At 64.7% G+C, this 23,956-nt stretch carries 26 protein-coding genes and 1 pseudogene; 5 read left to right on the top strand and 22 right to left on the bottom strand.

Annotation, left to right across the window (positions count from 1 at the left end; translation table 11 throughout):
• Position 1: 1 nt before the first annotated feature.
• The 20 genes and pseudogenes from GRI89_RS08525 to GRI89_RS08430 all read right to left on the bottom strand — a co-directional run bounded on the left by GRI89_RS08525 (position 2) and on the right by GRI89_RS08430 (position 19,424).
• On the bottom strand, positions 2-715 hold the full coding sequence (locus GRI89_RS08525; RefSeq protein WP_159794133.1) for a biotin--[acetyl-CoA-carboxylase] ligase: 714 nt from the start codon (positions 713-715) through the stop codon (positions 2-4).
• Entirely contained in the window at positions 712-2,175 is a 1,464-nt protein-coding gene (gene nuoN / locus GRI89_RS08520) for an NADH-quinone oxidoreductase subunit NuoN (protein WP_159794131.1), read from the bottom strand. Before nuoN ends, GRI89_RS08525 begins: the two co-directional genes overlap by 4 nt.
• On the bottom strand, positions 2,175-3,707 hold the full coding sequence (locus GRI89_RS08515; RefSeq protein WP_328598164.1) for an NADH-quinone oxidoreductase subunit M: 1,533 nt from the start codon (positions 3,705-3,707) through the stop codon (positions 2,175-2,177). The genes nuoN and GRI89_RS08515 overlap by 1 nt, the downstream gene beginning before the upstream one ends.
• Positions 3,704-5,743 (bottom strand): NADH-quinone oxidoreductase subunit L, encoded by a 2,040-nt coding sequence (nuoL, locus tag GRI89_RS08510; RefSeq protein WP_328598163.1) that lies wholly within the window; start codon positions 5,741-5,743, stop codon positions 3,704-3,706. Before nuoL ends, GRI89_RS08515 begins: the two co-directional genes overlap by 4 nt.
• A 4-nt stretch (positions 5,744-5,747) precedes the next feature.
• Positions 5,748-6,053 (bottom strand): NADH-quinone oxidoreductase subunit NuoK, encoded by a 306-nt coding sequence (nuoK, locus tag GRI89_RS08505; RefSeq protein ID WP_328598162.1) that lies wholly within the window; start codon positions 6,051-6,053, stop codon positions 5,748-5,750.
• Positions 6,050-6,667, bottom strand: coding sequence for an NADH-quinone oxidoreductase subunit J (locus tag GRI89_RS08500; RefSeq protein ID WP_159794129.1), 618 nt, complete (start codon positions 6,665-6,667; stop codon positions 6,050-6,052). The genes nuoK and GRI89_RS08500 overlap by 4 nt, the downstream gene beginning before the upstream one ends.
• Before the next feature lie 143 nt (positions 6,668-6,810).
• Complete coding sequence (gene nuoI / locus GRI89_RS08495) at positions 6,811-7,296, bottom strand: NADH-quinone oxidoreductase subunit NuoI (protein ID WP_159794127.1); 486 nt, start codon at positions 7,294-7,296, stop codon at positions 6,811-6,813.
• Positions 7,293-8,336, bottom strand: coding sequence for an NADH-quinone oxidoreductase subunit NuoH (nuoH, locus tag GRI89_RS08490; RefSeq protein ID WP_159794125.1), 1,044 nt, complete (start codon positions 8,334-8,336; stop codon positions 7,293-7,295). The genes nuoI and nuoH overlap by 4 nt, the downstream gene beginning before the upstream one ends.
• Entirely contained in the window at positions 8,333-10,339 is a 2,007-nt protein-coding gene (gene nuoG, locus GRI89_RS08485) for an NADH-quinone oxidoreductase subunit NuoG (protein ID WP_159794123.1), read from the bottom strand. The genes nuoH and nuoG overlap by 4 nt, the downstream gene beginning before the upstream one ends.
• 172 nt (positions 10,340-10,511) lie before the next feature.
• Positions 10,512-11,249: a hypothetical protein gene (locus GRI89_RS08480; RefSeq protein WP_159794121.1), complete on the bottom strand. Its 738-nt coding sequence runs from the start codon at positions 11,247-11,249 to the stop codon at positions 10,512-10,514.
• Between the two features lie 71 nt (positions 11,250-11,320).
• Complete coding sequence (locus GRI89_RS08475; protein WP_159794119.1) at positions 11,321-12,118, bottom strand: hypothetical protein; 798 nt, start codon at positions 12,116-12,118, stop codon at positions 11,321-11,323.
• Positions 12,119-12,310: 192 nt separating this feature from the next.
• The gene (gene nuoF / locus GRI89_RS08470; RefSeq protein WP_159794117.1) at positions 12,311-13,603 is read right to left on the bottom strand and encodes an NADH-quinone oxidoreductase subunit NuoF; all 1,293 of its coding nucleotides are present in this window, start codon (positions 13,601-13,603) and stop codon (positions 12,311-12,313) included.
• Between the two features lie 210 nt (positions 13,604-13,813).
• The gene (locus GRI89_RS08465) at positions 13,814-14,482 is read right to left on the bottom strand and encodes a complex I 24 kDa subunit family protein (RefSeq protein ID WP_159794115.1); all 669 of its coding nucleotides are present in this window, start codon (positions 14,480-14,482) and stop codon (positions 13,814-13,816) included.
• Positions 14,482-14,787 carry a nuclear transport factor 2 family protein gene (locus GRI89_RS08460; protein WP_159794325.1) on the bottom strand — a complete coding sequence of 102 codons (306 nt, stop codon included), beginning with the start codon at positions 14,785-14,787 and terminating at the stop codon, positions 14,482-14,484. Before GRI89_RS08460 ends, GRI89_RS08465 begins: the two co-directional genes overlap by 1 nt.
• A gap of 23 nt (positions 14,788-14,810) precedes the next feature.
• The gene (locus tag GRI89_RS08455; protein ID WP_201290894.1) at positions 14,811-16,025 is read right to left on the bottom strand and encodes an NADH-quinone oxidoreductase subunit D; all 1,215 of its coding nucleotides are present in this window, start codon (positions 16,023-16,025) and stop codon (positions 14,811-14,813) included.
• The gene (locus GRI89_RS08450) at positions 16,025-16,567 is read right to left on the bottom strand and encodes a hypothetical protein (protein ID WP_159794113.1); all 543 of its coding nucleotides are present in this window, start codon (positions 16,565-16,567) and stop codon (positions 16,025-16,027) included. The genes GRI89_RS08455 and GRI89_RS08450 overlap by 1 nt, the downstream gene beginning before the upstream one ends.
• A 17-nt stretch (positions 16,568-16,584) precedes the next feature.
• Positions 16,585-17,199, bottom strand: a pseudogene (locus tag GRI89_RS08445) (NADH-quinone oxidoreductase subunit C); the annotation flags it as partial.
• A gap of 1 nt (position 17,200) precedes the next feature.
• Positions 17,201-17,701 (bottom strand): NuoB/complex I 20 kDa subunit family protein, encoded by a 501-nt coding sequence (locus GRI89_RS08440; protein ID WP_407924972.1) that lies wholly within the window; start codon positions 17,699-17,701, stop codon positions 17,201-17,203.
• Between the two features lie 38 nt (positions 17,702-17,739).
• A complete protein-coding gene (locus GRI89_RS08435) occupies positions 17,740-18,114 on the bottom strand; it encodes an NADH-quinone oxidoreductase subunit A (RefSeq protein ID WP_159794107.1) in 375 nt (124 codons plus the stop codon).
• 86 nt (positions 18,115-18,200) lie between these two features.
• On the bottom strand, positions 18,201-19,424 hold the full coding sequence (locus GRI89_RS08430; protein ID WP_159794105.1) for an SMP-30/gluconolactonase/LRE family protein: 1,224 nt from the start codon (positions 19,422-19,424) through the stop codon (positions 18,201-18,203).
• 85 nt (positions 19,425-19,509) lie between these two features.
• Here GRI89_RS08430 and GRI89_RS08425 point away from each other — a divergent pair, with 85 nt between their 5' ends.
• The 4 genes from GRI89_RS08425 to GRI89_RS08410 all read left to right on the top strand — a co-directional run bounded on the left by GRI89_RS08425 (position 19,510) and on the right by GRI89_RS08410 (position 22,238).
• Positions 19,510-20,706: a thiolase family protein gene (locus GRI89_RS08425; protein ID WP_159794103.1), complete on the top strand. Its 1,197-nt coding sequence runs from the start codon at positions 19,510-19,512 to the stop codon at positions 20,704-20,706.
• A 93-nt stretch (positions 20,707-20,799) separates the two neighbouring features.
• A complete protein-coding gene (locus tag GRI89_RS08420) occupies positions 20,800-21,231 on the top strand; it encodes a hypothetical protein (protein WP_159794101.1) in 432 nt (143 codons plus the stop codon).
• 70 nt (positions 21,232-21,301) lie between these two features.
• Positions 21,302-21,712, top strand: coding sequence for a hypothetical protein (locus GRI89_RS08415; RefSeq protein ID WP_159794099.1), 411 nt, complete (start codon positions 21,302-21,304; stop codon positions 21,710-21,712).
• A 97-nt stretch (positions 21,713-21,809) separates the two neighbouring features.
• Positions 21,810-22,238, top strand: a complete 429-nt coding sequence (locus GRI89_RS08410) for a hypothetical protein (protein WP_159794097.1) — start codon at positions 21,810-21,812, stop codon at positions 22,236-22,238.
• Between the two features lie 51 nt (positions 22,239-22,289).
• On the opposite strand, the gene GRI89_RS08405 is transcribed toward GRI89_RS08410, so the two are convergent.
• On the bottom strand, positions 22,290-22,751 hold the full coding sequence (locus GRI89_RS08405) for an SH3 domain-containing protein (protein WP_159794095.1): 462 nt from the start codon (positions 22,749-22,751) through the stop codon (positions 22,290-22,292).
• Between the two features lie 82 nt (positions 22,752-22,833).
• On the opposite strand from GRI89_RS08405, the gene GRI89_RS08400 reads away from it, so the two are divergent.
• Positions 22,834-23,235: a nuclear transport factor 2 family protein gene (locus GRI89_RS08400; RefSeq protein WP_159794093.1), complete on the top strand. Its 402-nt coding sequence runs from the start codon at positions 22,834-22,836 to the stop codon at positions 23,233-23,235.
• A gap of 9 nt (positions 23,236-23,244) precedes the next feature.
• Here the strand turns inward: GRI89_RS08400 and GRI89_RS08395 are convergent, their stop codons facing one another.
• Positions 23,245-23,817: a hypothetical protein gene (locus tag GRI89_RS08395; protein WP_159794091.1), complete on the bottom strand. Its 573-nt coding sequence runs from the start codon at positions 23,815-23,817 to the stop codon at positions 23,245-23,247.
• Positions 23,818-23,956 lie beyond the last annotated feature (139 nt).

The following is a 23,956-nucleotide window of genomic DNA, read 5'->3' as shown; positions in this document are numbered from 1 at the left end:
CCTATCCTTCCAGCAAGACGTCGCCGGCGTGGATAGGCCGGATGGTGCCGTCTTCCAAGCGTAGCCGCAGCGCGCCATCGGGTTCGAGGCCGTCGAAGGTGCCAGAAACGGCTGTTCCGTCTGCCCCGCGCACCCTCAGCGACGTACCCGGCGGGTGAGCGGCGGCACGCCAGCGGTTCAGCAGCGGCTCGAGCCCGAACTGCCGCCAGCGGCCAAGTTCTCGGTCGAAACTCACGGCGAGATCTGCCGCAAAGGCATCGCGCGAGGGAGCGGGCCCGAAGTCCGCCAGCGAGCATGTCCTCACGCCCTCGATTTGCGGGGCCGAAACGAGGTTTACGCCGATACCGACCACCGCGCTGTCACCCTCCCGTTCGAGCAGCAGCCCACACAGCTTCGCGCCTCGCGCAAGCACGTCGTTGGGCCACTTGAGCATCAGGTCGTGCGGCTGGGCGATATGCGGCAGGACTGTCTCGTAGACCGCCAGGGCCGCTACGAACGAGAGCCCCGGCGCCGCGGGATCGTGCGCGCCGAGATGGACCACGGTCGAACCCATGAAGTTGCCCGCCCCGTCGAACCACACGTGTCCCTGCCGCCCGCGTCCACTGGTCTGGCGGTCGGCGACCAGCCAATCGCCCTCGGGAATGCGCTCGCCTGCCGCGATCCGGGCAAGCAGGTCGGCGTTGGTGGAGCCTGTTTCGGGGACCGTGCGGATCAAGCGGCGTGGAACAGCGCGGCGGCCGCGCCATCCGCAAGAGCGCCCAACCACTTGGTCAGCAGGTAGCCGAGCGGCGAGACCGCGACGGCGCTGATCGCCAAAAGCGCCCAGTGCGCCCAGTCGCTCTTGCCGGTGACCGTCCCTGCGGGTTCGTCGAAGTACATTACCTTGACGATCTTGATGTAGTAGAACGCGCCGATCACGCTGGCCGCGATACCGAGCGCGGCGAGCGGCACGAGGTCGGCCTGCACCGCTGCCTGAAAGACCACGAATTTGCCCCAGAAGCCGAACAAGGGCGGGATGCCGGCGAGGCTGAACATCATCATGGCAAGGCACAGCGCCAGCAACGGCTGGGTGCGTGAAAGGCCCGCGAGGTCGGCGATGCCTTCGACGTAGTTGCCCTCGGCGTCCTTGAGCATCAGCACGGCGACAAAGCTGCCGACGGTCATGGCGACGTAGATCGCGAGGTAGACCAGCATCGCGCTGGCACCCGCCTGCGTCGCGGCGGCAAGGCCGATGAGGATGAAGCCGACGTTGTTGATCGAGGAATAGGCGAGCAGCCGCTTGATGTTGGCCTGTCCGATCGCGCCCAATGCGCCGACCACGATCGATGCAATCGCGGCGAAGACGACGATCTGCTGCCAGGCCAGCCACTGCGGCCCGAAAGCGTCGAGCGCGACGCGTGCCGAAAGCGCGATCGCCGCAACCTTGGGCGCGCTTGCGAAGAACGCGGTGACCGGCGTCGGCGCGCCTTCGTAGACGTCGGGGGTCCACATGTGGAACGGCACGGCGCTGATCTTGAAAGCGAGGCCGGCGAGCATGAACGTCACGCCGAACAGCGCGCCGGTGGTCATGCCTCCCGACAACGCGGCGCGGATGCCGTCGAAGCTGGTGGTGCCGGTGAAGCCGTATGTCAGGCTCATGCCGAACAGCAGGATGCCCGAGGCGAGCGCGCCGAGCACGAAGTACTTGAGGCCCGCTTCCGCCGATCGTCCGTCGGTCCGCAGGAACGACGCCAGCACATAGGCGGCGAGGCTGTTGAGCTCGAGGCCGACGTAGAGCGTCAGCAGGTTCGTCGCCGAGACCATGATGCCCATGCCGAGCGCGGCGAAGAGCACGAGGATCGGATATTCGGCGCGCATCATGTTGAAGCGCTCGAAGAACGCCGGGGCGATCACCAGTGCGGCGCCCGCGGCGGCGTAGATCATCAGCTTGGCGAGACCGGCAAAGGCGTCGGCGGTGAACTGTCCACCGAACGCCATCGTGTCCGGGCCGAGCGCGCCGCCGCACACGGCAGGCGCGACAAGGAAGAACGCCCCGCCGAGCGCGACGCACGACAGGATCGAGATCAGCCGGCTGGCCTTGTCGCCAACCCATGCGGCGACCAGCAGCAACGCCAGCCCGCTCAGCGAGAGCAGGATTTCGGGCGCGATCAACGCGAGCGATGCCTGGAAGTCCATCAGTGGGCTCCCTCGTGCGCGGCGGCTTCTGCAGCCGGGGCCGGTTTACCGATCTTGAGCAGCGAATCCCCCGCCGGCTTCACACGGGCGAGGCGCGCGTCGAGCGCGGCGATGTCCTGGCGCATCGGGGCGAGGAAACTTTCCGGATAGACGCCCATCCACAGGACGCCGGCGGCGATCGGGCCGAGCATCAGCCATTCGCGCAGGTTGAGGTCGGGCATGGCGGCGGCATCGGCGTTCTTCTGTTCGCCAAAGGCCACGCGGCGGTAGAGGTAGAGCATGTAGGCCGCGCCGAGAATGATGCCGGTCGCGCAGACCGCGGTCACCACGGTGTTGGCCTGGTAGATGCCCGCGAGGCTGAGAAACTCGGCGACGAAGCCGCTGGTCCCCGGCAGGCCGACGCTGGCCATCGTGAACAGCATGAAGAACAGCGCGTACTTGGGCATGTTGATCGACAGGCCGCCGTAGCGCGAAATCTCGCGGGTATGCAGGCGGTCGTAGATCACGCCGACGCAGAGGAACAGCGCGCCCGAGACGAGGCCGTGGCTCAGCATGACCATCATTGCGCCTTCGAGGCCCTGCACGTTGAAGGCGAACAGGCCCACGGTGACGATCGCCATGTGCGCGACCGAGGAATAGGCGATCAGCTTCTTCATGTCGTGCTGGACCAGCGCGATCAGGCTTGTGAGCACCACCGCGACCATCGAGAGGCCCCAGATCAGCCACACGAACTGCAGCGAAGCCTCGGGGAACATCGGCAGGCTGAAGCGGATGAAGCCGTACCCGCCCATCTTCAGCAACACGCCGGCCAGGATGACCGAGCCTGCGGTCGGCGCCTGGACGTGCGCGTCGGGCAGCCAGGTGTGCACCGGCCACATCGGCATCTTCACCGCAAAGCTGGCGAAGAAGGCGAGGAACAGCCAGGTCTGCGCTTCCGGCGGGAAGTCGTAGGCCATCAGCGTCGGGATGTCGGTCGTGCTGGCCTCGTTCACCATCCATAGCATGGCGATCAGCATCAGGACCGAGCCGAGCAGCGTGTAGAGGAAGAACTTGTAGCTGGCGTATATCCGGTTGTCCCCGCCCCAGATGCCGATGATCAGGTACATCGGGATCAGGCCGGCTTCGAAGAAGATGTAGAACAGGTACAGGTCCTGCGCGCAGAACACGCCGATCATCAGCGTTTCCATGAACAGGAACGCCGCCATGTATTCGCCCACGCGCTTGGTGATCGAATCCCAGCTCGCGCCGATGCAGATCGGCATGAGGAAGACCGACAGGATAATCAGCATCAGCGCGATGCCGTCGATGCCCAGCGCGTACTGGAAACTGGCGAAGATCGGGGCCCGTTCGGTGAACTGCCACTGCGCCCCGCCGATGTCGTAGTTCGCCCACAGCACGATGCCGAGAGCGAGGTCGGCCAGCGTCGCGACGAGCGCGATCATGCGCGCGGCCTTCGCCTCGGAAAACAGGCAGGCCAGCGCGCCGACGAGCGGCACGAGGAGCATTACGGAAAGGATCGGAAAGCCGCTCACTGCGCCATCACCCAGGTTACTGCGGCGACAAGGCCGACAAGCATGATCAGCGCGTAGCTGGTGAGATATCCGGACTGGAAGCGCCTGGCGACGACCGAGCCCTTCTCGACCACCCAGGCCGCGCCGTTGGGGCCGAAGCGGTCGATGATGCCGACGTCACCCTTCTGCCAGAACAGGCGACCGAGCCAGAACGCCGGCTTCACGAAGATGAAGTCGTAGATCTCGTCGAAGTACCACTTGTTGTAGAGGAACCTGTAGACCGGGCCGAGCTGGGTCGCGACCTTGTGCGGGATCGAGGTGTCCTTGATGTAGGCCAGCCACGCACCGAACAGGCCGAGCAGCATGACGATGGTCGCCGACAGCTTCACCCACAGCGGCACCTCGTGCATCGCGTGCATAAGGTGTTCGTTGTAGGCGATCGCGCCGTTCCAGAAGGCCTCGCTCTCAAGGAAATAGGGGCTGAAGACCCAGCCGGCAAAGATCGCTCCGATCGAGAGCGCCACCAGCGGAACCGTCATGGTCAACGGGCTCTCATGCGGATGATATCCGGCAGTGCCTTCGTGCGGACGCACCTCGGCATGGGCGGTGTCGCCATGTTCCTCGTCAGGACTTTCGTGATGGCCGTGGACGGCATGCTGGATGTGCTCGCTGTCGGCCCAACGCGCCTTGCCCCAGAACGTGAGGAACATCAGGCGCCAGGAATAGAAGCTGGTCAGCAACGCGGCGAACGCGCCAATGAAGAAGGCCGACCGCCCCATCTCGGAGCCGCTGGCGAAGGCTGCTTCCAGTATCGCGTCCTTCGAGTGGAAGCCGGCAAAGCCCGCGTGAAGCCAGTAGATGCCGACGCCGGTGATCGCCAGCGTGCCTGCCAGCATGGCGTAGAAGGTGAGCGGGATCTCCCTGCGAAGACCGCCGTAATACCGCATGTCTTGCTCGTGGTGCATGGCATGGATGACCGAGCCGGCCCCGAGGAACAGCAGCGCCTTGAAGAAGGCGTGCGTGAACAGGTGGAACATCGCCGCGCCATAAGCGCCGACGCCCGCAGCGAAGAACATGTAGCCGAGCTGCGAACAGGTCGAATAGGCGATGACCCGCTTGATGTCCCACTGCGTCGTGCCGATCGTCGCGGCGAAGAAACAGGTCGCGGCGCCGATGAAGGTGACGAAGGTCAGCGCCACCGGCGCGGCCTCGAACATCGGCGACAGGCGGCAGACCATGAACACGCCCGCGGTGACCATCGTCGCGGCGTGGATCAGAGCGGAAACCGGGGTCGGACCTTCCATCGCGTCGGGAAGCCAGGTGTGGAGCCCGAGCTGCGCCGACTTGCCCATCGCGCCGATGAACAGCAGCAGGCACAGGATCGTCATCGTGTCGAAGCGGTGGCCGAGGAAGCCGATCGTGCTCGCGCCCTTCATCGCCGGGGCAGCGGCGAGAATCTCGGGGATTGAGGTCGTCTGGAAGACGAGGTAGGTGCCGAAGATGCCGAGCATGAAGCCGAGGTCGCCGACGCGGTTGACCACGAAGGCCTTGATCGCTGCTGCGTTGGCGCTCGGCTTGCGGAACCAGAAGCCGATCAGCAGGTAGCTGGCGAGACCGACGCCTTCCCAGCCGAAGAACATCTGTACCAGGTTGTCCGCCGTCACGAGCATCAGCATCGCGAAGGTGAACAGGCTGAGATAGGCGAAGAACCGCGGCTGGTCCGGGTCCTCCTCCATGTAGCCCCAGCTATAGAGGTGGACGAGCGCAGAGACGGTGGTGATGACCACCAGCATGACCGCAGTCAGCGTGTCGACGCGCAGCGCCCAGTCGAAGGTGAGCGTGCCCGAATGGACCCACTGCAGGACGGGGGTGACCGTCGCCGGGACGTCGCCGCCGAGGTGCTCGATGAAGATCGGCCACGACAGCGCCGCCGACAGGAACAGGCCGCCGGTGGTGATGAGCTTGGACGGGAAGTTGCCGAGCGCGCGGTTGCCCAAGCCGGCCACGATGGCAGCCAGCAGCGGCGCGAAAACGATGATCAGGATGGAGGATGACACCGGGTTATCCCTTCATCCGGTTGACGTCGTCGACGGCGATGGTGCCGCGGTCACGGAAGTAGATGACGAGGATCGCCAGCCCGATGGCAGCCTCGCCGGCGGCCACGGTCAGCACGAACATCGCGAAGATCTGCCCAGTCAGGTCCTGCAGGAAGGCGCTGAAGGCCACGAGGTTGATGTTCACCGCCAGCAGGATCAGCTCGATCGCCATCAGCACGACGATCACGTTCTTGCGGTTGATGAAGATACCGAGCACGCCGAGCACGAACAGGATCGAGCTCACGACGACATAGTGTTCGATGCCGATCACAGTTCGATCCCCTGTCCGACCCCGGGATTGGTGTTGACCACGGCCTCTTCCGGCCGGCGGCGGACCTGCTTCGTCACGTTCTGCGGCCGCTGCATCTTGCGTCCGCGATAGGTCAGCGCGATCGCGCCCACCATCGCGACCAGCAGGATGATGCCCGCGGTTTCGAACAGGAACAGGTACTGCCCGTATAGGAGCGCACCGATGCTCTCGATGTTGCTTTCACCCGGCAGCGGCGTGGCGGTGCCGTCGGGCGTGCCGAGCTTGAGCGCCCCCGCCTTGTACGCGCCAGCGCCGAGCACGAGCTCGGCCAGCAGGACGATGGCGATGGCGATGCCGAGCGGGAAGTTCTTCACGAAGCCGGATCGCAGTTCGGCGAAATCGATGTCGAGCATCATGACGACGAACAGGAACAGCACCGCGACCGCGCCGACGTAGACGATGACCAGCAGCATGGCGATGAACTCGGCCCCGACCAGCACCATCAGGCCGGCCGCGTTGAAGAACGCGAGGATCAGCCAGAGCACCGAGTGCACCGGGTTGCGCGAGGTAATGACCAGCACCGCGCTGGCGATGACCATGAAGGCGAACAGGTAGAAGGCGATGGCGTGGATCATGCCAATCCCCCCAGATCGTCACCCCCGCGCAGGCGGGGGTCCAGATGAGCTGTCGTCATGCAAGCCCAGTGCGTTATCTGGGCCCCTGCCTTCGCAGGGGCGACGGTGGTTGAAATCGAAGGGAACCCTGTCACGCGCGCCGCCTAGCGATAGGGCGCATCGGCTTCAAGGTTCGCGGCGATCGCCCGCTCCCACTTGTCCCCGTTGGCCAGAAGTTTCGTCTTGTCGTAGAGCAGTTCCTCGCGCGTTTCGGTCGCGTATTCGAAGTTCGGCCCCTCGACGATCGCATCCACCGGGCAGGCTTCCTGGCAGAAGCCGCAGTAGATGCACTTGGTCATGTCGATGTCGTAGCGCGTGGTGCGACGGCTGCCGTCGTCGCGCGGTTCGGCTTCGATGGTGATCGCTTGCGCCGGGCACACGGCCTCGCACAGCTTGCAGGCGATGCAGCGCTCCTCGCCGTTGGGATAGCGGCGCAGCGCATGCTCGCCGCGGAAGCGCGGGCTCAGCGGGTTCTTCTCGAACGGGTAGTTGATCGTCGCCTTGGGCTTGAAGAAGTACTTCAGCGTGAGAGCGTGCGCCTTCACGAATTCCCACAGCGTGAACGCCTTGATGGTCTGGGCGATACTCATGCGCCGTACCTCGTGAACATCAGATAGCCGGATACGAGCACCACGAAGATCAGGCTCATCGGCAGGAATATCTTCCAACCGAGGCGCATGAGCTGGTCGTAGCGGTAGCGCGGCACGGTCGCCATCACCCAGCTGAACATGAAGAAAAAGAACAGGATCTTGCCGAACAGCCACACGATGCCCGGCACGTAGTACAGTGGCGCCCAGTCGATCGGGGGAAGCCAGCCGCCGAAGAACAGGATCGCGTTGAGCGTGCACATCAGCAGGATGTTGGCGTACTCGCCGAGCCAGAACAGCGCGAAGCTCATCGAGGAGTATTCGGTCTGGTACCCGGCGACGAGCTCGCTCTCCGCCTCGGTCAGGTCGAACGGCACGCGCTGCGTTTCGGCGAGGCAGGAGATGAAGAACACCACCCACATCGGGAACAGCAGCAGGTTGAAGAAGTATCCGTTGACGATCCCGAAGCCGTGACCACGCTGCGCCTCGACGATGTCGCTGAGGTTGAACGTGCCAGCCCACAGCACCACGCAGATGAGGATGAAGCCGATCGAGACTTCATAGGAAATCATCTGCGCAGCGGCGCGCATGGCGCTGAAAAACGGGTATTTCGAGTTCGACGCCCACCCGCTCATCACGATCCCGTAGACCGACAGCGAGCTGATCGCGAGGATGTAGAGCAGGCCGACGTTGATGTCCGCCAGCACCACTCCGGCATCGAACGGGATCACCGCCCAGGCGGCCAGCGCCACGGTGAAGGTGACGATCGGCGCGAGGATGAAGATGCCCTTGTTCGCCGCGCTCGGGACGATGGTTTCCTGCAGGAAGACCTTGAGCCCGTCGGCGAACGATTGCAGCAGCCCGAACGGCCCGACCACGTTGGGCCCGCGCCGCAGGTTGATCGCCGCCCAGACCTTGCGGTCCATGTAGATGATCATCGCGACGGCCAGCATAAGCGGCAACGCGATCAGCAGCACGCCGCAGATCGTAGCGACGGTCCAAGCCCATTCGTAGGGCAGCCACTGAGCGAAGAACTCGGTCATTCCGCCGCCTCCGCGAAGGTCTCGCCGTGGAGGAGTTCGGCCGAGCAGCGCTGCATCGTCTCGCTGGCGCGGGCGATCGGGTTGGTCAGGTAGAAGTCCTTGATCGGATAGCCGATCTTGCCGGACTTCGCCTTGCCGCCCTTGGGCAGCTTCGAGCCGTAGTCGGCCAGCCCCTCGACGCCGAGCGCCGGTACTTCGCCGACCATGGCAGCACGCAGTTCGGCGAAGCTGTCGAAGCCGACCGAGACGCCGAGCGCATCGGCCAGCGCGCGCAGGATCGTCCAGTCTTCACGGGCATCCCCGGGGGCGAAGACCGCCTTGTCGGCGAACTGCACCCTGCCCTCGGTCGAAACGTAGGTTCCGGCCTTCTCGGTGTAGGCCGAGGCCGGGAGGATGATGTCTGCCGCATGCGCGCCCTTATCGCCGTGGTGGCCGATGTAGACCTTCAGCGCATCGCCGAACTGGCTGTAATCGGCCTCGTCCGCGCCGAGCGCGAGCAGGACCTTGGGCTTGGCCGCCACTAGGTCCTTGAATCCGCCCTTCTGCACGAAGCCGAGCATCAGCGCGCCCATCCGCGCGGCGGAGAAGTGCATGACGTTGAAGCCGTTCCAGCCGTCACGAACGAGTTTCCACTCGGCCGCAAGCGCCAGCGCCGGGTCGAGACCGCCCGCGACCACGCCACCACCGCCGAGAATGATCGCCGGCTTTTCCGCCTTCGACATGCCGTCGGCGACATGCCCCGGCAGCTTGCCGAGCACCGAAACATCGTCACCGAGGAACTCAGCCGGGTAGGTCGTTTCCCAATGCGGGCCGACCACGAAGACCTTGGCCCCGCGCTTGACCGCCTTGCGCAGCCGCACGTTGACCAGCGGCGCTTCCCAGCGGACGTGGCTTCCGACGATCAGTACGGCATCGGCTTCCTCGATACCCGCGAAGGTCGAGTTGAAGTTCATCGCCGCAAGGTTGTCGGTCGGGTAGTCCATCCCGGTTTGGCGACTCTCGACCAGCGTCGAACCGCAGGCCTTGAGCAGCGCCTTGGCGGCGAACATCGTCTCGCAGTCTTGCATGTCGCCGGCAATGGCGGCGATCGCCTTGCCCGGTTTGGCGGCGGCGATCTTGGCGAACGCCTCGTTCCAGCTCGCCTTGTCGAGCTTGCCCTTCTTGTTGCGGATCCACACCGTGTCGAGGCGGCGGCGGGTGAGCCCGTCGACCTGGTAGCGCGCCTTGTCGCTGATCCACTCCTCGTTCACGTCGTCGTTGATGCGCGGAAGCACGCGCATGACCTCGCGGCCGCGGCTGTCGATGCGGATATTCGAGCCCATCGCGTCCGAAACGTCGATGCCGAGCGTCTTCTTGAGCTCCCACGGCCGCGCCTCGAAGGCGTAGGGCCGGCTGGTCAGCGCGCCGACCGGGCACAGGTCGATCACGTTGGCCGAAAGCTCGTGCTCGGCCGCCTGCTCGAGGTAGGTCGTGATCTGCATGTTCTCGCCGCGATAGAGCGCGCCGATCTCGTCCATGCCGGCGATCTCTTCCGAGAAGCGCACGCAGCGGGTGCAGTGGATGCAACGGGTCATCACCGTCTTGATCAGCGGACCCATGTACTTCTCGGTCACCGCGCGCTTGTTCTCGTGATAGCGCGTCGCGCCGCGCCCGTAGGCGATCGACTGGTCCTGCAGGTCGCATTCGCCGCCCTGGTCGCAGATCGGGCAATCGAGCGGGTGGTTGATGAGCAGGAACTCCATCACCCCCTCGCGCGCGGTCTTGACCATCGGCGTGTCGGTACGGATTTCCTGGCCTTCGGCGGCAGGCAGCGCACAGCTCGCCTGCGGCTTGGGCGGCCCCGGCCTCACCTCGACCAGGCACATGCGGCAGTTGCCGGCAATGCTCAGGCGTTCGTGGTAGCAGAAGCGGGGAATTTCCTTACCGGCGAGCTCGCAAGCCTGGAGCACCGTGGCGCCGTTTGGTACCTCGATTTCCTGGCCGTCGACCGTGACTTTGGGCATGCTCGATCCGATTGATTCCGCGGGGCTGCGGGGGTGCCCTTAGAACGCAGAAGCTTATGCGTCCATGCCTGCAGGCCACCAAAATTGGATAATTTTGGCAAATTTGCCCGGCCCATCCGGTTGGCTGGTCCAAACCGTAGCCGAAGACGGCAGATTACCGGGGAATTGGGCTTCAGGATGCGCCCTTGTTCTCACCGCTGCGGGTCCAGTGGTAGAGCGCTTCCGCGAGGTAGCTGCGATGCACTACGGCAGCTTCCTCGTCGCTGCCGATCGGGTTGCCGCAAGCCTTGGTAGCATCGGCCAGCTTGCCACGAAGCGACTTTTCCCCCGTCGACGCCGGATCCTCCCCAAGGAGATCCCGGACGAGACCGGGCGCGAGCAGGACCTGGCATTGCGTAAAGCGGGAAAAGGCCGCGATTTCCTCTTGCCCCTCTTCATTGCCGGGCGTCGCGCCGGAAAATTGCCGAACCCGCTCGGAATCGATCTGCGTGGCCACCTTGGGGTCGGCGATCTGGACATCGTGCAAAGCCGCTTCCGCGACCGCGCCGCGAAGGAGCGGGATGCTGACGTACACCGACTGGCCGAGGCACCCGGGTGCAAATCGCATCAGGGAATAGGCCGCGCGGCGCTCCGCCGAACTCGCGAGCGGCTTGTTGAGCAGTGCGGCCACCCTGCCCGGTGAAATTCGCTCCGCACAATCGGCGAATTCTCGCGCCATCCGGTAGTTGGACAGTCGCGTTTCCTGCTGCATCAACTTGTTGTGAAAATCGAACTCCTGGCGCCGCAGCGTTTCCGCCCGGGTATAGTCGGGGACAAAAATCAGGGGCGGTGGTTCAGGCCTGGAGGGCTGGTCGGGTGGAGGCGTCTGGCCGGCAACCTGCGCCTGCGCGATGCCGAATGGCGCCGCCAATACGAGCAAGAGCCCAACCGCCGCCGCGCCGGCCTTTCGGCTGACACGGCGGCAGTAAGCGAAAGTTGACATCAGTTCTTGGCCAGTGTCGGCGCGAAATTGACCCAGTGGTACAGCGCCTGAGCGTAAAAGGCCCGCTCGAACCACTGGCTGAGCGGCTTGTCCGCCACCTTGAAGGAATCGCACTGCGGCGTGACCGACTTCAGCGCATCGAGCGCATCCTTCTCGGCAGGGGATCCTGCCTCCATGGCCAGCACGCTGCGAACGGGAATCGGAGCGAAACCTGTGCGGCATTCCGCTTCAAGCTGCCCCATTACGAAGGGATCGTCGGTCTTGGCGCTGCCGGCCTTCACAGCGGCAAGGAAAGCCTTCACCGATTCGACATTGCCCGAAGCGGGAATCGTAACGCGGTTGCTCGAAGCGACGATGATGGCTTCCGCCATTGCGCCGCGCAGGAAGTCGCGATCGAGACCGGATGCCACCTGCACACAGCCCTGGTTTCGCTTGATGAACTGGTCGAGTTCCAGCTTGGGCGCCTTGCGGCTCGGAACAGCCTGGTCGAGCAGGTCGCGCACCCGCTGTTCATTGAAGCCCACGGCGCAATCCGCAAAGTGCTGCGCGCCGTCCCAGGATTCCTTTTGCCGCTGGCTGTCTTCGAGGAACGCCGCGCGCGCCGTGTAGTCGCGCTGCGAATTGTAGACCTGCGCAAAGCCTCCGGCGTCGTTCGCCGAATTTCCGCCACGCTGCGGATTCGGCGAGTTGGTCGGGCCTGAAGAACTCTGCGCGGAAGCCCCGCTCGAAAAGGCGAGCAGGATTGCCGGCGCGATTGCACACAAACCGCTGACCAGCGACCTGTAACTGATGTTCATAGGGTTGCCCCCTCCTTGCGAGCGGCGTCGGGTCCCCATGCGATGGGGCATTGCGGCCCACAAAAGGGCCTGCAGGGCCTGCGCCGATGATTGATGGCGCCAGATTGAACCCGACTGCCGTGGGCGGTCAAGCCTTTGAAGCAGGTGGGGCTTTCAAGGAGGCGTCGCCGCCGGTCCGGTGGCGGCAACCGCCTATTCCGCCGCCTGCGCCAGTTCGCCCTGGCGTTCTGCAATACGCCGCTCGAGTTCGGGCCTGTAGTGCCGGATCAGGCCCTGGATCGGCCAGGCCGCTGCGTCGCCAAGGGCGCATATGGTGTGGCCTTCGACCTGCTTGGTCACCTGGAAGAGCATGTCGATCTCTTCGGGCGAGCTGTCGCCGGTGCGCAGGCGTTCCATCACGCGCCACATCCACCCGGTGCCCTCGCGGCACGGGGTGCACTGGCCGCAGGACTCGTGCTTGTAGAAGGCGCTGATGCGGCTGATCGCGCGGACCACGTCGGTCGACTTGTCCATGACGATGACGCCCGCGGTGCCGAGGCCGGAGCCAAGTTCTTTGAGCCCGTCGAAGTCCATCGGCGCGTCCCAGATCTGCTCGGCCGGGACCAGCGGGACCGACGAACCGCCGGGGATCACCGCCAGCAGGTTGTCCTTGCCGCCGCGAATGCCGCCGCAGTGCTTCTCGATCAGCTCGCTGAACGGGATGCTCATCGCCTCTTCGACGACGCAGGGCGTGTTCACGTGGCCGGAGATCTGGAAGAGCTTGGTGCCCTTGTTGTTCTCGCGGCCGAACGAACTGAACCACGACGCGCCGCGGCGCAGGATGGTCGGGACGACGGCGATCGATTCGACGTTGTTGACCGTGGTCGGGCAGCCGTAGAGGCCGGCACCCGCCGGGAACGGCGGCTTGAGGCGCGGCTGGCCCTTCTTGCCTTCGAGGCTTTCGATCATCGCGGTCTCTTCGCCGCAGATGTAGGCCCCTGCCCCGCGGTGGACGAACACGTCGAAGTCGTAGCCCGAACCGGCAGCGTTCTTGCCCAGCAGGCCCGCGTCATAGGCTTCGGCGACCGCCTTGAAGAGCGTCTCGGCCTCGCGGATGAACTCGCCGCGGATGTAGATGTAGGCGGCCCGCGCGCGCATCGCGTACCCGGCGATCAGCGCGCCTTCGACCAGCTTGTGCGGATCGTGGCGGATGATCTCGCGGTCCTTGCACGAACCGGGCTCGGACTCGTCGGCGTTGATGACGAGGAAGCTCGGACGGCCGTCCTTACTCTCCTTGGGCATGAACGACCACTTCAGGCCGGTCGGGAAACCCGCACCGCCACGGCCGCGCAAGCCCGAGGCCTTGATTTCCTCGATGATCGCGTCCTGGCCGACGGCCATCAGCTTCTTCGTCGCATCCCAATCGCCACGCGCCTGCGCCGCCTTCAGGCCCCATTCCTGGAAGCCGTAGAGGTTGGTGAAGATGCGGTCCTTGTCAGCGAGCATTGCGCTGCCTCCACTGCCAAATACGGATAGTCATCATGGCGAATATCAGTAGTCCAACCACGGATGACGGCCAATGGGCACGCGCCCCCATTACGACCGCGTACACAATTGAGATTGCCGCGAGCGCAATCCATATTGCGACAAACATGGCCGGTGGCTGATTCTGCTCAGCGTCTCGCTCGGTCCCTTCGAGGTGATCGCTGCCAGCCATCACCACTCACTCCGGTAATCGTGGTTTTCGGTGACCATGTCCTTGAGCGTGGTCGGCCCGCCGCTCGGCTCGCAGGAGTGGCGGCCGGGTTCCTGCGTGCCTTCCTTCGGCGTCTCGCCACGGGCGAGCGCGTCGAGGATCGCGTCCATCCGCTCGGACGTCAGGTCCTCGTAGTTGGCGTCGTTGATCTGGACCATCGGCGCGGTGGCGCAGTTGCCCATGCATTCGACCTCGGTGAAGGTCCAAAGGCCGTCTTCGGTCGTGTGGCCGGGCTTCATGCCGCGCTTGAAGCAGGTGGCGATGATGTCGTCCGAACCGCGCAGCATGCACGGCGTAGTGCCGCAGACCTGCACGTGGAAACGCCCGACCGGAGCGAGGTTGTACATGGTGTAGAACGTCGCGACCTCGAGCACGCGGATCACCGGCATGTCGAGCTGTTTGGCAATGAATTCCATCACCGGCAGCGGCAGCCAGCCCTGCGTGTTGGTTTCCGCGCCGATCTGCCGCTGGGCGAGGTCGAGCAGCGGCATGACCGCCGACTTCTGCCGCCCTTCGGGATAGCGCTTGATGATCTCGTCCGCCTTGGCCGCGTTCTCGGCGGTCCAGGCGAAGTTGCCCCAGCGCTCGCGCAGTTCGGGGGTATCGGGATGGGGTGCGCGCTCAGCCATTAGCGAATGAACTCCACTCGCGAGCACTTGTCGCCTTCGAACGAATAGACACTCATCACCTCAAACGGCTCGGCATCGGCCGAGCGCCAGACCTTCTCGTGCAGCACTGCGTATTCGCCCAGTTCGTATCCCTTGACGATCTCTGCGCGGTTTTCGGGAAACTCGGCGAACATCTTGTTGAGCCCGGAGCGGACGCCTTCGCGCCCCTCACGCAGCACACTACCGCGATAGCCCGCTTCGCAGGAATCGTCGGTCATCAGCGCAACGTAGGCGTCGGCATCTTGCGCGTTGTAGTGCGCGATCATCTCTTCGGCGATGGCAAGTCGACTCACCGGTCACACTCCCCGAAGACCACATCGATCGCTCCCAAAATCGCGGTCGCGTCGGGCAGCATGTGGCCGCGGCTCATGAAGTCCATCGCCTGCAGGTGGCTGAAAGCGGTCGGGCGGATCTTGCAGCGGTAGGGTTTGTTCGACCCGTCGCTGACGAGGTAGACGCCGAACTCGCCCTTGGGGCTCTCGGTGGCGACGTAGACTTCGCCCGCGGGCACGTGGAAGCCCTCGGTGTAGAGCTTGAAGTGGTGGATCAGCGCTTCCATCGACTGCTTCATCTCGCCGCGCTTTGGCGGGACGACCTTGCGGTCATCGGAAGCGATCGGGCCGTCGGGCATTTCGGCGAGGCACTGCTTCATGATGCGCGCCGACTGCTTCACTTCCTCGACGCGGACCATGAAGCGGTCGTAGCAGTCCGAGTTGGTGCCGACGGGCACGTCGAACTCCATCCGGTCGTAGACGTCGTAGGGCTGCGACTTGCGCAGGTCCCACGGCAGGCCGGCGGCGCGGATCATCGGGCCGGAGAAGCCCCAGCGGACCGCATCGTCGCGGCTCACTTGCGCGATATCGACGTTGCGCTGCTTGAAGATGCGGTTGTCGGCGACGAGGCTGATGGCATCGTCGAAGAGTTGGAACAGCCGGTTGTCGAGCCAGTCGGCGATGTCGGCCAGCAGCTTGAGCGGCACGTCCTGGTGCACGCCGCCCGGGCGGTACCAGGCCATGTGCATGCGCGCTCCGGCGGCGCGTTCGAAGAAGTTGAGGCAGTCCTCGCGGATCTCGAACATCCACAGGTTCGGCGTCATCGCGCCGACGTCCATCACGTGGCTGCCGAGATTGAGCATGTGGTTGCAGATGCGGGTCAGCTCGGCGAACAGCACGCGCAGGTACTGGGCGCGCTCGGGCACTTCGAGATTGAGCAGCTTCTCGATCGCGAGGACGTAGGAGTACTCCATCCCCAGTGGGCTGCAGTAGTCGAGCCGGTCGAAGTACGGCAGCGCCTGCAGGTAGGTCTTGTACTCGATCAGCTTCTCGGTGCCGCGGTGGAGCAGGCCGACATGCGGGTCGATCCGCTCGATGATCTCGCCGTCGAGCTCCATCACCATGCGCAGCACGCCGTGCGCCGCGGGGTGCTGCGGGCCGAAGTTGATCGTGTAGTTGGTGATGACCTCGTCGCCGGTTGTCGGCGCCTGGTCGATCATGAGGCCACTCATCAGCTGCACACCCACTTGCCGTTCACGGCGTTCGAAGCTCCAGTGGCGCTCTGTGCCGTCAGCACGGCATCGCGGAACGCACCGGTCTGCGCCCTGGGCGTAACGGTCACCAGCACGCCCTCACCAACGTAAGTCGCACCGCTCTGCACTGCCGACAGTCCGCCGCTGGCGAGCGAGAGCAGGTAGAGCTTGCCGCCAAGCCGCACGACCGCCTTGCCGGGCGCGGAAGGATCGGACTTGGCGCCCGCGAGCATCATCTCCGTCTCGCCCGACTGGAACGAACAGCCGCCGTCGCGCGGACCAAGGTCGGCGCCGGAAATGTCGCCGAGCTTTTCGAGCTGGGTCACGTCGACGCCTGCCGGGGGGTCGGCTTCGACCGGGGTGGCATCGGCCAGGGTGGTCGAATTGCCATCGGTCGAACCGGCTGCCTGCCCGTTGCCCACACGCGCGGCGAAATCGTCCGCCGACTCGCCGTCGTCCTGCGAGGAGCAGGCGGCCAGCGCGAGCGGGAGGGCCGCAAGGAGGATCAGCTTGCGCGCCATCACTTCTTGTCCCCTTCGGCCTTCTCGTCGCCCGGAAGGACGTAATCGGCGCCTTCCCACGGGCTCATGAAATCGAAGCTGCGGAAATCCTGCGCCAGTTCGACCGGTTCATAGACAACGCGCTTCTCCTCTTCGGAGTAGCGCAGTTCCTGGTAGCCGGTGAGCGGGAAGTCCTTGCGCTGCGGGTGCCCCTCGAAACCGTAGTCGGTGAGGATGCGGCGCAGGTCGGTGTTGCCGTCGAACAGCACGCCGTACATGTCGAAGACTTCGCGCTCGAGCCAGCCGGCGTTGGGCCACAGCGTGGTGACGGTCGGCACCGGGGTATCCTCGGCGGCGCGGACCTTGACCATGATGCGGTGGTTCTTCGTCAGGCTGAGCAGCATGTAGACGACCTCGAAGCGCTCCTCGCGCTCCGGATAGTCGACCCCGGCCATTTCCATCAGCTGCTGGTAACCGTGCTCGTCACGCAGCTTGCGCAGGGCATCCTCGATGCCTTCGCGCTCTACGCCGATGACGATCTCGCCATGCTCTTCCTTGCTGGCCAGCACGAGCTTGCCGAGCGACTTCACGAGCGCTTCGCGAACCCCTTCGTTCGAAGAAATCTTCGGGGCGGGATGCAGGACGGTTGCCATATTAGCGCTCAATGGTCCCTTCGCGGCGGATCTTCCGCTGGAGCTGCATCACGCCGTAGAGCAGCGCTTCCGCAGTCGGCGGGCAGCCGGGGACATAGATGTCGACCGGCACGATTCGGTCGCAGCCGCGAACGACGCTGTAGCTGTAGTGGTAGTAACCACCGCCGTTGGCGCACGAGCCCATCGAGATGACGTACTTGGGGTCCGACATCTGGTCGTAAACCTTGCGCAGCGCCGGGGCCATCTTGTTGCACAGCGTGCCGGCGACGATCATCACGTCCGACTGGCGCGGGCTGGCGCGCGGGGCGACGCCGAAGCGCTCCATGTCATAGCGCGGCATGTTGACGTGGATCATCTCGACCGCGCAGCAGGCGAGGCCGAAGGTCATCCACCACAACGAGCCGGTGCGGGCCCACTGGAACAATTCCTCGGTGCTGGTGACGAGGAAGCCCTTGTCGTTCACTTCGGTCGACAAAGCGTTGTAAAAGTCGGCATCCGGCATCCGAACATCGCTGTTCGGCGCCGAATGAAGCGTTTCATTCACTCCCATTCGAGAGCTCCCTTCTTCCAGGCATAGGCCAGGCCGACCGCCAGTTCGAACAGGAACCCCATCATGGTGATCCAGCCGGGCCAGCCGGTCAGGTCGAGGCTGACCGCCCAGGGAAACAGGAACGCCGCCTCGAGGTCGAAGATGATGAACAGGATGGCGACGAGGTAGAAGCGCACGTCGAACTGGCTGCGCGGGTCCTCGAATGCGGGGAAGCCGCACTCGTATTCGCTGTTCTTCTGCGCGTTGGGCTGGTGCGTGCCCGTCAGGCGGGAAACGCCCATCGGCAGGAACACGAACAGCGCGGAAAGCGCGACGGCGATGCCGAGGAAGATCAGGATCGGCAGGTATTGTGAAAGGTCGACCAAGCGCCTGACTCGATTGCTAGCGGTTCGATGCGCGCCCTAGTCCGTGGCAATGCGCGGCGCAAGGGCGCGAAGGCGGGTTTTTGGGCCTATTTCCCGAGCGGAAGGGCGCGGATCTGCGTCGGCCCCGGAGGGTTGTCGGGATCGGGCGCCCCGCCCTCGCCAAAACGATTCCACTGGCCGTTGCCGATATAGAGGAGCTGGTCGCCCACCAAGGTGCCGCCGAGCGGCTCGGTCCACGCGGGGTTGGCCTGTTCGAGCACGCGCGCGGACTCGATCGATTTGCCATCGGACGACAAGACCAGCCGCACGATCCGCATGGGCCGATTCCCGTTCTGCACCGCAATGAGTGCATCGCCATGCAGCCAGAGGCCGTCGATTCCGTCGAGGTACTGCAGACCGGGACCGCTGAGCCGGTTCACCTTGCCGCTCGGCACGTCGACCCAGGCGAGGCCGTAACGGTAATCGCAGACGTAGAGTCGCTTTCCGCCGCGCACCACCGCCAGCCCTTGCGGTGAACGGAACGTGCCGACCGGTACCGCAACCTCAAGCGATTCTGCGCCGGGCGCCGCTCGATAGATCACGCCTGCCAGACCGTCGCTGACATATAACGTACCGTCGGGCGCAATGGCGAGATCGGAAGGGTTCGAACCTTCAGGCGCGGCGATCCGACGGACAATTGCGCCCTTCGCGGGATTGTAACCGATGAGACCCCGAAAGCCGGGCAATGGCTCGCTTCCCAGACCCGGGTCGCCTGAGGAAACCCAGATCATGCCGTTCCTGGGGTCGCGCACGATACCGGTTAGAGCAGCCGCATCGCGCAGTCCGAGTGCGCGCCATTCGCCTCCGCCGACCGAGACGAAAAGGTCATGCGAGACCACGCTCGTCGCATAGAGTGCCCCGGATTGCGGGTCCTGAGCAAGGCTCTCTACCAGCAGCGCATTCGCCGGGATCGTCGCGAAAACCGTACTGGCCTCGATCGACTGCCGCTCGCGTCCAAACAGGCTTCCGAGCCAGGCGGCCTGGTCGGCATCGGCCATGTCGAGCAAACGCTCCTCGCTTGCTGCGCTCAATCGATAGCCGCGCGAGTAGAGAACGACGATCTTCTGCAGGGCGGCAGTCATCTCTCCTGCCGCCAACTGGGCGTTGAGCAGCCGCAGGGCCACCGAACCGCTGTCAGGAAACCTCGCTGCGAGCCGAACGAGACCAGCAATGTCGGCGATCTGCCCGGTTTCGGCATCGGCCCCGGCCCAGTCTTCGGCACTGGCCTTCCCAACGGCAAGCGACGCTAAAGCCGCCGCCAGCGAAACCATCAGTATCCGGGCACGATTGCATTGCCCTCCCCGCATCACTAGGTGCCACCCATCCAGATTCCATTCGTACGAGGTCCTAGCCCCCATGGCCCAGTTTTCCGAATCCGATCCGATCGTCATCCTCAGCTACGCGCGCACGCCGATGGGCGCGATGCAGGGGGCGTTGTCCGACGTGGCGGCGACCGATCTCGGCGCCACTGCGGTCAAAGCGGCGGTCGAACGCTCGGGCGTTGCGGGTGAAGACATCGATCGGATCTACATGGGCTGCGTGCTTCCCGCCGGGCTCGGCCAGGCCCCTGCCCGCCAGGTGGCGATCAAGTCCGGCCTGCCCAAGAGCGCCGAGGCGACCACCGTCAACAAGGTCTGCGGCAGCGGAATGCAAACGGTAATCATGGGCTCCGAAGCGCTCGCCTCGGGCGGTGCCGACATCGTCGTCGCCGGCGGCATGGAGAGCATGACCAACGCCCCTTACCTGCTCAAGAAGCACCGTTCGGGCGCGCGCATCGGGCACGACACCGCCTACGATCACATGTTCCTCGACGGGCTCGAAGATGCCTACGAAGCGGGCCGCGCGATGGGCACCTTCGCGCAGGACAAGGCCGACGAATACCAGCTCACCCGCCAGGACATGGATGAATACTCGATCGCCTCGCTCGAGCGCGCCAACGCGGCGATCGCCAGCGGCGCGTTCGAAGGCGAGATCGTCCCTGTCACCTTTGCCACCCGCAAGGGCGATGTGACGGTCGATACCGACGAAGGTCCGGGCAACGGTCGTCCCGACAAGATCCCGACTTTGCGCCCCGCCTTCGCCAAGGACGGCACAATCACCGCGGCGACCTCGTCCTCGATCTCTGACGGTGCGGCGGCGGTCATCATCACCCGCAAGAGCGTCGCCGAAGCAAAGGGCCTCGAACCCGTCGCCACGATAATGGGCATGAGCGCCCATGCACAGGAGCCCAAGGACTTCACCACCGCCCCCGTAGGCGCGATCATGAAACTGCTCGAAAAGACCGGCTGGGGCGTCAACGACGTCGACCTTTGGGAAGTGAACGAGGCCTTTGCCTGCGTCGCCATGTTCGCGATGCGCGACATTGGCATCCCGCACGAAAAGATCAACATCAACGGCGGCGGCACCGCGCTCGGCCACCCGATCGGAGCCAGCGGCACCCGCATCATCGTCACCCTGCTCAACGCACTCAAGAAGCAGGGCAAGAAGCGCGGCATTGCCTCGCTGTGCATCGGCGGCGGCGAAGCCACCGCGGTTGCCGTGGAGATGTGCTGAGCTTCCGTCTGCGCGGAACCTGAATCCACGCATTGCGTTCTTGCGGTGATGAGGAACGGACCGCCCGCGCGGTCCGCACTGGGAGAACGTGCCATGATAAAAGCAATTCTGCTTGCCGCACCGCTGGCGCTCGCCGCCTGCAATCAAGCCAGTGAAGAAGCGGCCCCGGCAACCGAAGCCACCGTCGCTCCAACGGCGATGGAAGAGTCCGGCGTGGTCGACCCGAGCAAGGCGGGTTTCGAAGCCGTTGCGCCCGGCGATTACGAAGTCACCCGCTCCGACGGCACGGTCGACCAGCTCACCGTCCACCCCGGGATGACCTGGTCGCGCGTCAACTCCGATGGTTCGGCGGCGGGCGGTACGATCTTCATGCAGGACGGCAAGACCTGCTTCGTGACCGAAGGCGTCGAAGGCCACCGCTGCTTCACCGACGGCCCGCCCGAGCCCGACGGAACGATGCGGGTGACCGCTGACGACGGCTCGGTCGGCGTCGTGCGTCCGAAGGCAGCTGCGCCGGCCGGCTAGATTCCTCCCCATCGCGCCGTCTATGTGCTAAGCGGCGCAAGGGACGCGTTTTCTTTGGGGAGAGAAGGCCATGAAAAGACTTATCTTGCTCGCGGGACTCGTTGCTGTTGCGGGGTGCAACCAGTCCGAACCCGCACCTGAGCCGACCGAAACCGCAACGACGGCTCCGGCACCTGTCATGCTGACGGCCAACGGATCGGCACCCGGCGCCTACACCGCGACCACACCGGAAGGCACTGTCACCACTTCGACACTCAAAGCCGACGGCACCTACACCGACACCGACGCCGACGGCAAAGTCACTGCCGAGGGCACCTGGGCAGTGACCGACGGAAAGACCTGCTTCACGCCCACCACTGAGGGCGTCGAGGCGATGTGTTACACCGAAAGCCCGGCGGGAGCGGACGGCACGTTCACCGCCACGCCAGACAAGGGTGATCCGGTGACCGTCAAGCCGGCAGCGGCTCCGGCAGCGGAATAAGGAAATCCCGCAAGGGAACAGGAAGGGCGGCCCAGGGGTCGCCCTTTCGCTTTACAGGCCCTCCATGCGCGGAGGGACCAAACACGGGGGTAATTCGATGAAGAAGATTGCCATGATCGCCGGGCTCGGCCTGCTGGCTGCGTGCAGCCAATCCGAACCGGCACCCGAACCGACCGAAACCGCCAAAGCGCCGATGCCGGGCGCCGAATGGGTCGGGACATACACCGAGGCCGGAGACAACGGTGCAACGGTCACCACCGTGATCAGCGCCGACGGCAGCTATACCGAAGGCGACGGCGCCGAAATGAACGAAGCCGGCAAGTGGTCGATGGACGGCGAAAACGTCTGCTTTGACCCGGACGGTGATGGTGCCGACCAACAGAAGCGCTGCTATAGTGTCACCAAGCCCGATGAGAGCGGCAAGTTCACCGCCACCGAAGTCGGCGGCGACGGCAGGTCGATCGAAGTGACCAAAAGGCCCGACGCTCTGGCTCCGGAGGAATCGTCTGCCGACGACGTCGATTGATCGACTTGGCATGACAACTGGAAGGGCGGCCCGGTGGGCCGCCCTCACCTGTCAGGGGTCGCCGTCACCCCACAGGCGCTCGGCATCGACCCAGCCCTTGCGGCCGCCAGCGTCGAACTCACACCAGCCCTGCTGGCAGTCGCCGAGCTTGCCGATGACGCCGGGTTCGGCGTTCCAGCGAAGCGCAGAGTTCGAATCAGGTTCTGCACGGATCGCGGCGAGGCCCTTGCCGACGATCACAGCAGCACGGTCGGGGCTCAGCAGCGGGGCATAAAACCAGCCCTGCGCGCCGTCCTGGTCGACCACAAGGCGCCAGCCTTCCATCACCCGCACTACCTTCACCGGCAGGCCCTTGCGCTTGTAGACCCAGTCGATCGGGAAGTTTTCGCTCGGCCCGACGCGCATGTTCGCCACGTCGGCACGGATCGAGGCCCAGTAGGGCGTCTCACGGTCTTGCGCGGCCGCCGGGGCAGCCAAGGTCAAGAGGATCAGGCCGGACAAGTAAGAACGCATCGGCCTTACCTAGACAGGCGCACGGAGTCGCCGCAAGGAGGGACCGTTCGCGGGTGGGCGAACGGACATGGGAGCTGGATTGATGGACCGGGCAGCCTACGAAGACTACGTCGCCGCGTTCAACGGCCGCGATTACGACCGCCTCGGGTCGTACTACGCGGACGACGTCGAGTTCATCCTCAACCCGGCGGCGGGTCTCGTCTTTCACGGGCGGCAGGCGATCCTCGACCTCTACATCCCGTTCCATCAGGCGGTCGAAGAGCGGGTCGACATCGTCAAGTTCGCCGATGGCGGGGACTGTATCTTCGCCGAGGTCAACGCCACCTTCAAACCGCGGCCGGGCAAGAACCAGTCGGTGATCGAGCTGCCGCACGGCAAGGTGTTGAAAGTCAACACTTTCGCGATCTACGACCTCGATTCCGACGGCCGCTTCAACCGCATCCGCGCCTGCAGCTACTCGCGGCACTACGAAGATGCCGAATAGCCACGAGCTTCAGCAGGTGTCGGCTCCTCCCCGTGGGCCCGCGATCCTGATCGGATTCTTGAATCGATAGTCACCGGGTATTCGGTAGCTGCACAGCGCACCGCTCCCGCATATTTTCTGGTCGGCATACTTCAGCGTTGCGCCCATGTTGCACTTGCCACCGCCGACCCGCGTGATGTGGCGATCGACGACCTTCAGTTCCACGGACTCGATTTCTGCCTGCACGGTCAATGTGAACTCAATGGGATCGCTGACCATCGGACCAAGGCGGAAGGAGAGGGCCGGAAGGAAGTCGTGCTCGATCACGTGCTTGCCTAACCGCACATGTGTGCGCTTGCCTGCGGGAATGGCAGCCAGTTCGCTCCATTTCGACCAGCATTGTGCGAACACCGACAGAGGATCGAACGCCGCCAACTCGTCGTCGATTGCACAGCGGATGCGATCGCCGAGCAAGGGAATGGCAACCTTGGCCCACTTTCTCCCATTCTCTTCGGCGAGAACCTCTGCGGCCTTTACACCGGCTGCCTCGACGGCCTCCTCGCTGAGCATGACTTCGAGGTCGAAGCGATCGACTTCAATCATCCCTATCCTCCCGCAGTTGAATGTCGCAAGGCGTCGCCACAAGCCTCCCCGAATCTATCAGGACAATGATCTCAACCTCCGGCAGCGAAACGGCGGGACCTTCGTGCCCGGAATCGCGCAGCCGGCCTGGCGTGATCCT

This window comes from Croceibacterium salegens (assembly GCF_009827435.1).
In the GTDB taxonomy this organism is placed as follows: Bacteria; Pseudomonadota; Alphaproteobacteria; order Sphingomonadales; family Sphingomonadaceae; genus Croceibacterium_B; species Croceibacterium_B salegens.
The sequence above is the reverse complement of the archived record's forward strand: the minus strand, read 5'-3'. Positions and strand labels throughout refer to the sequence as shown.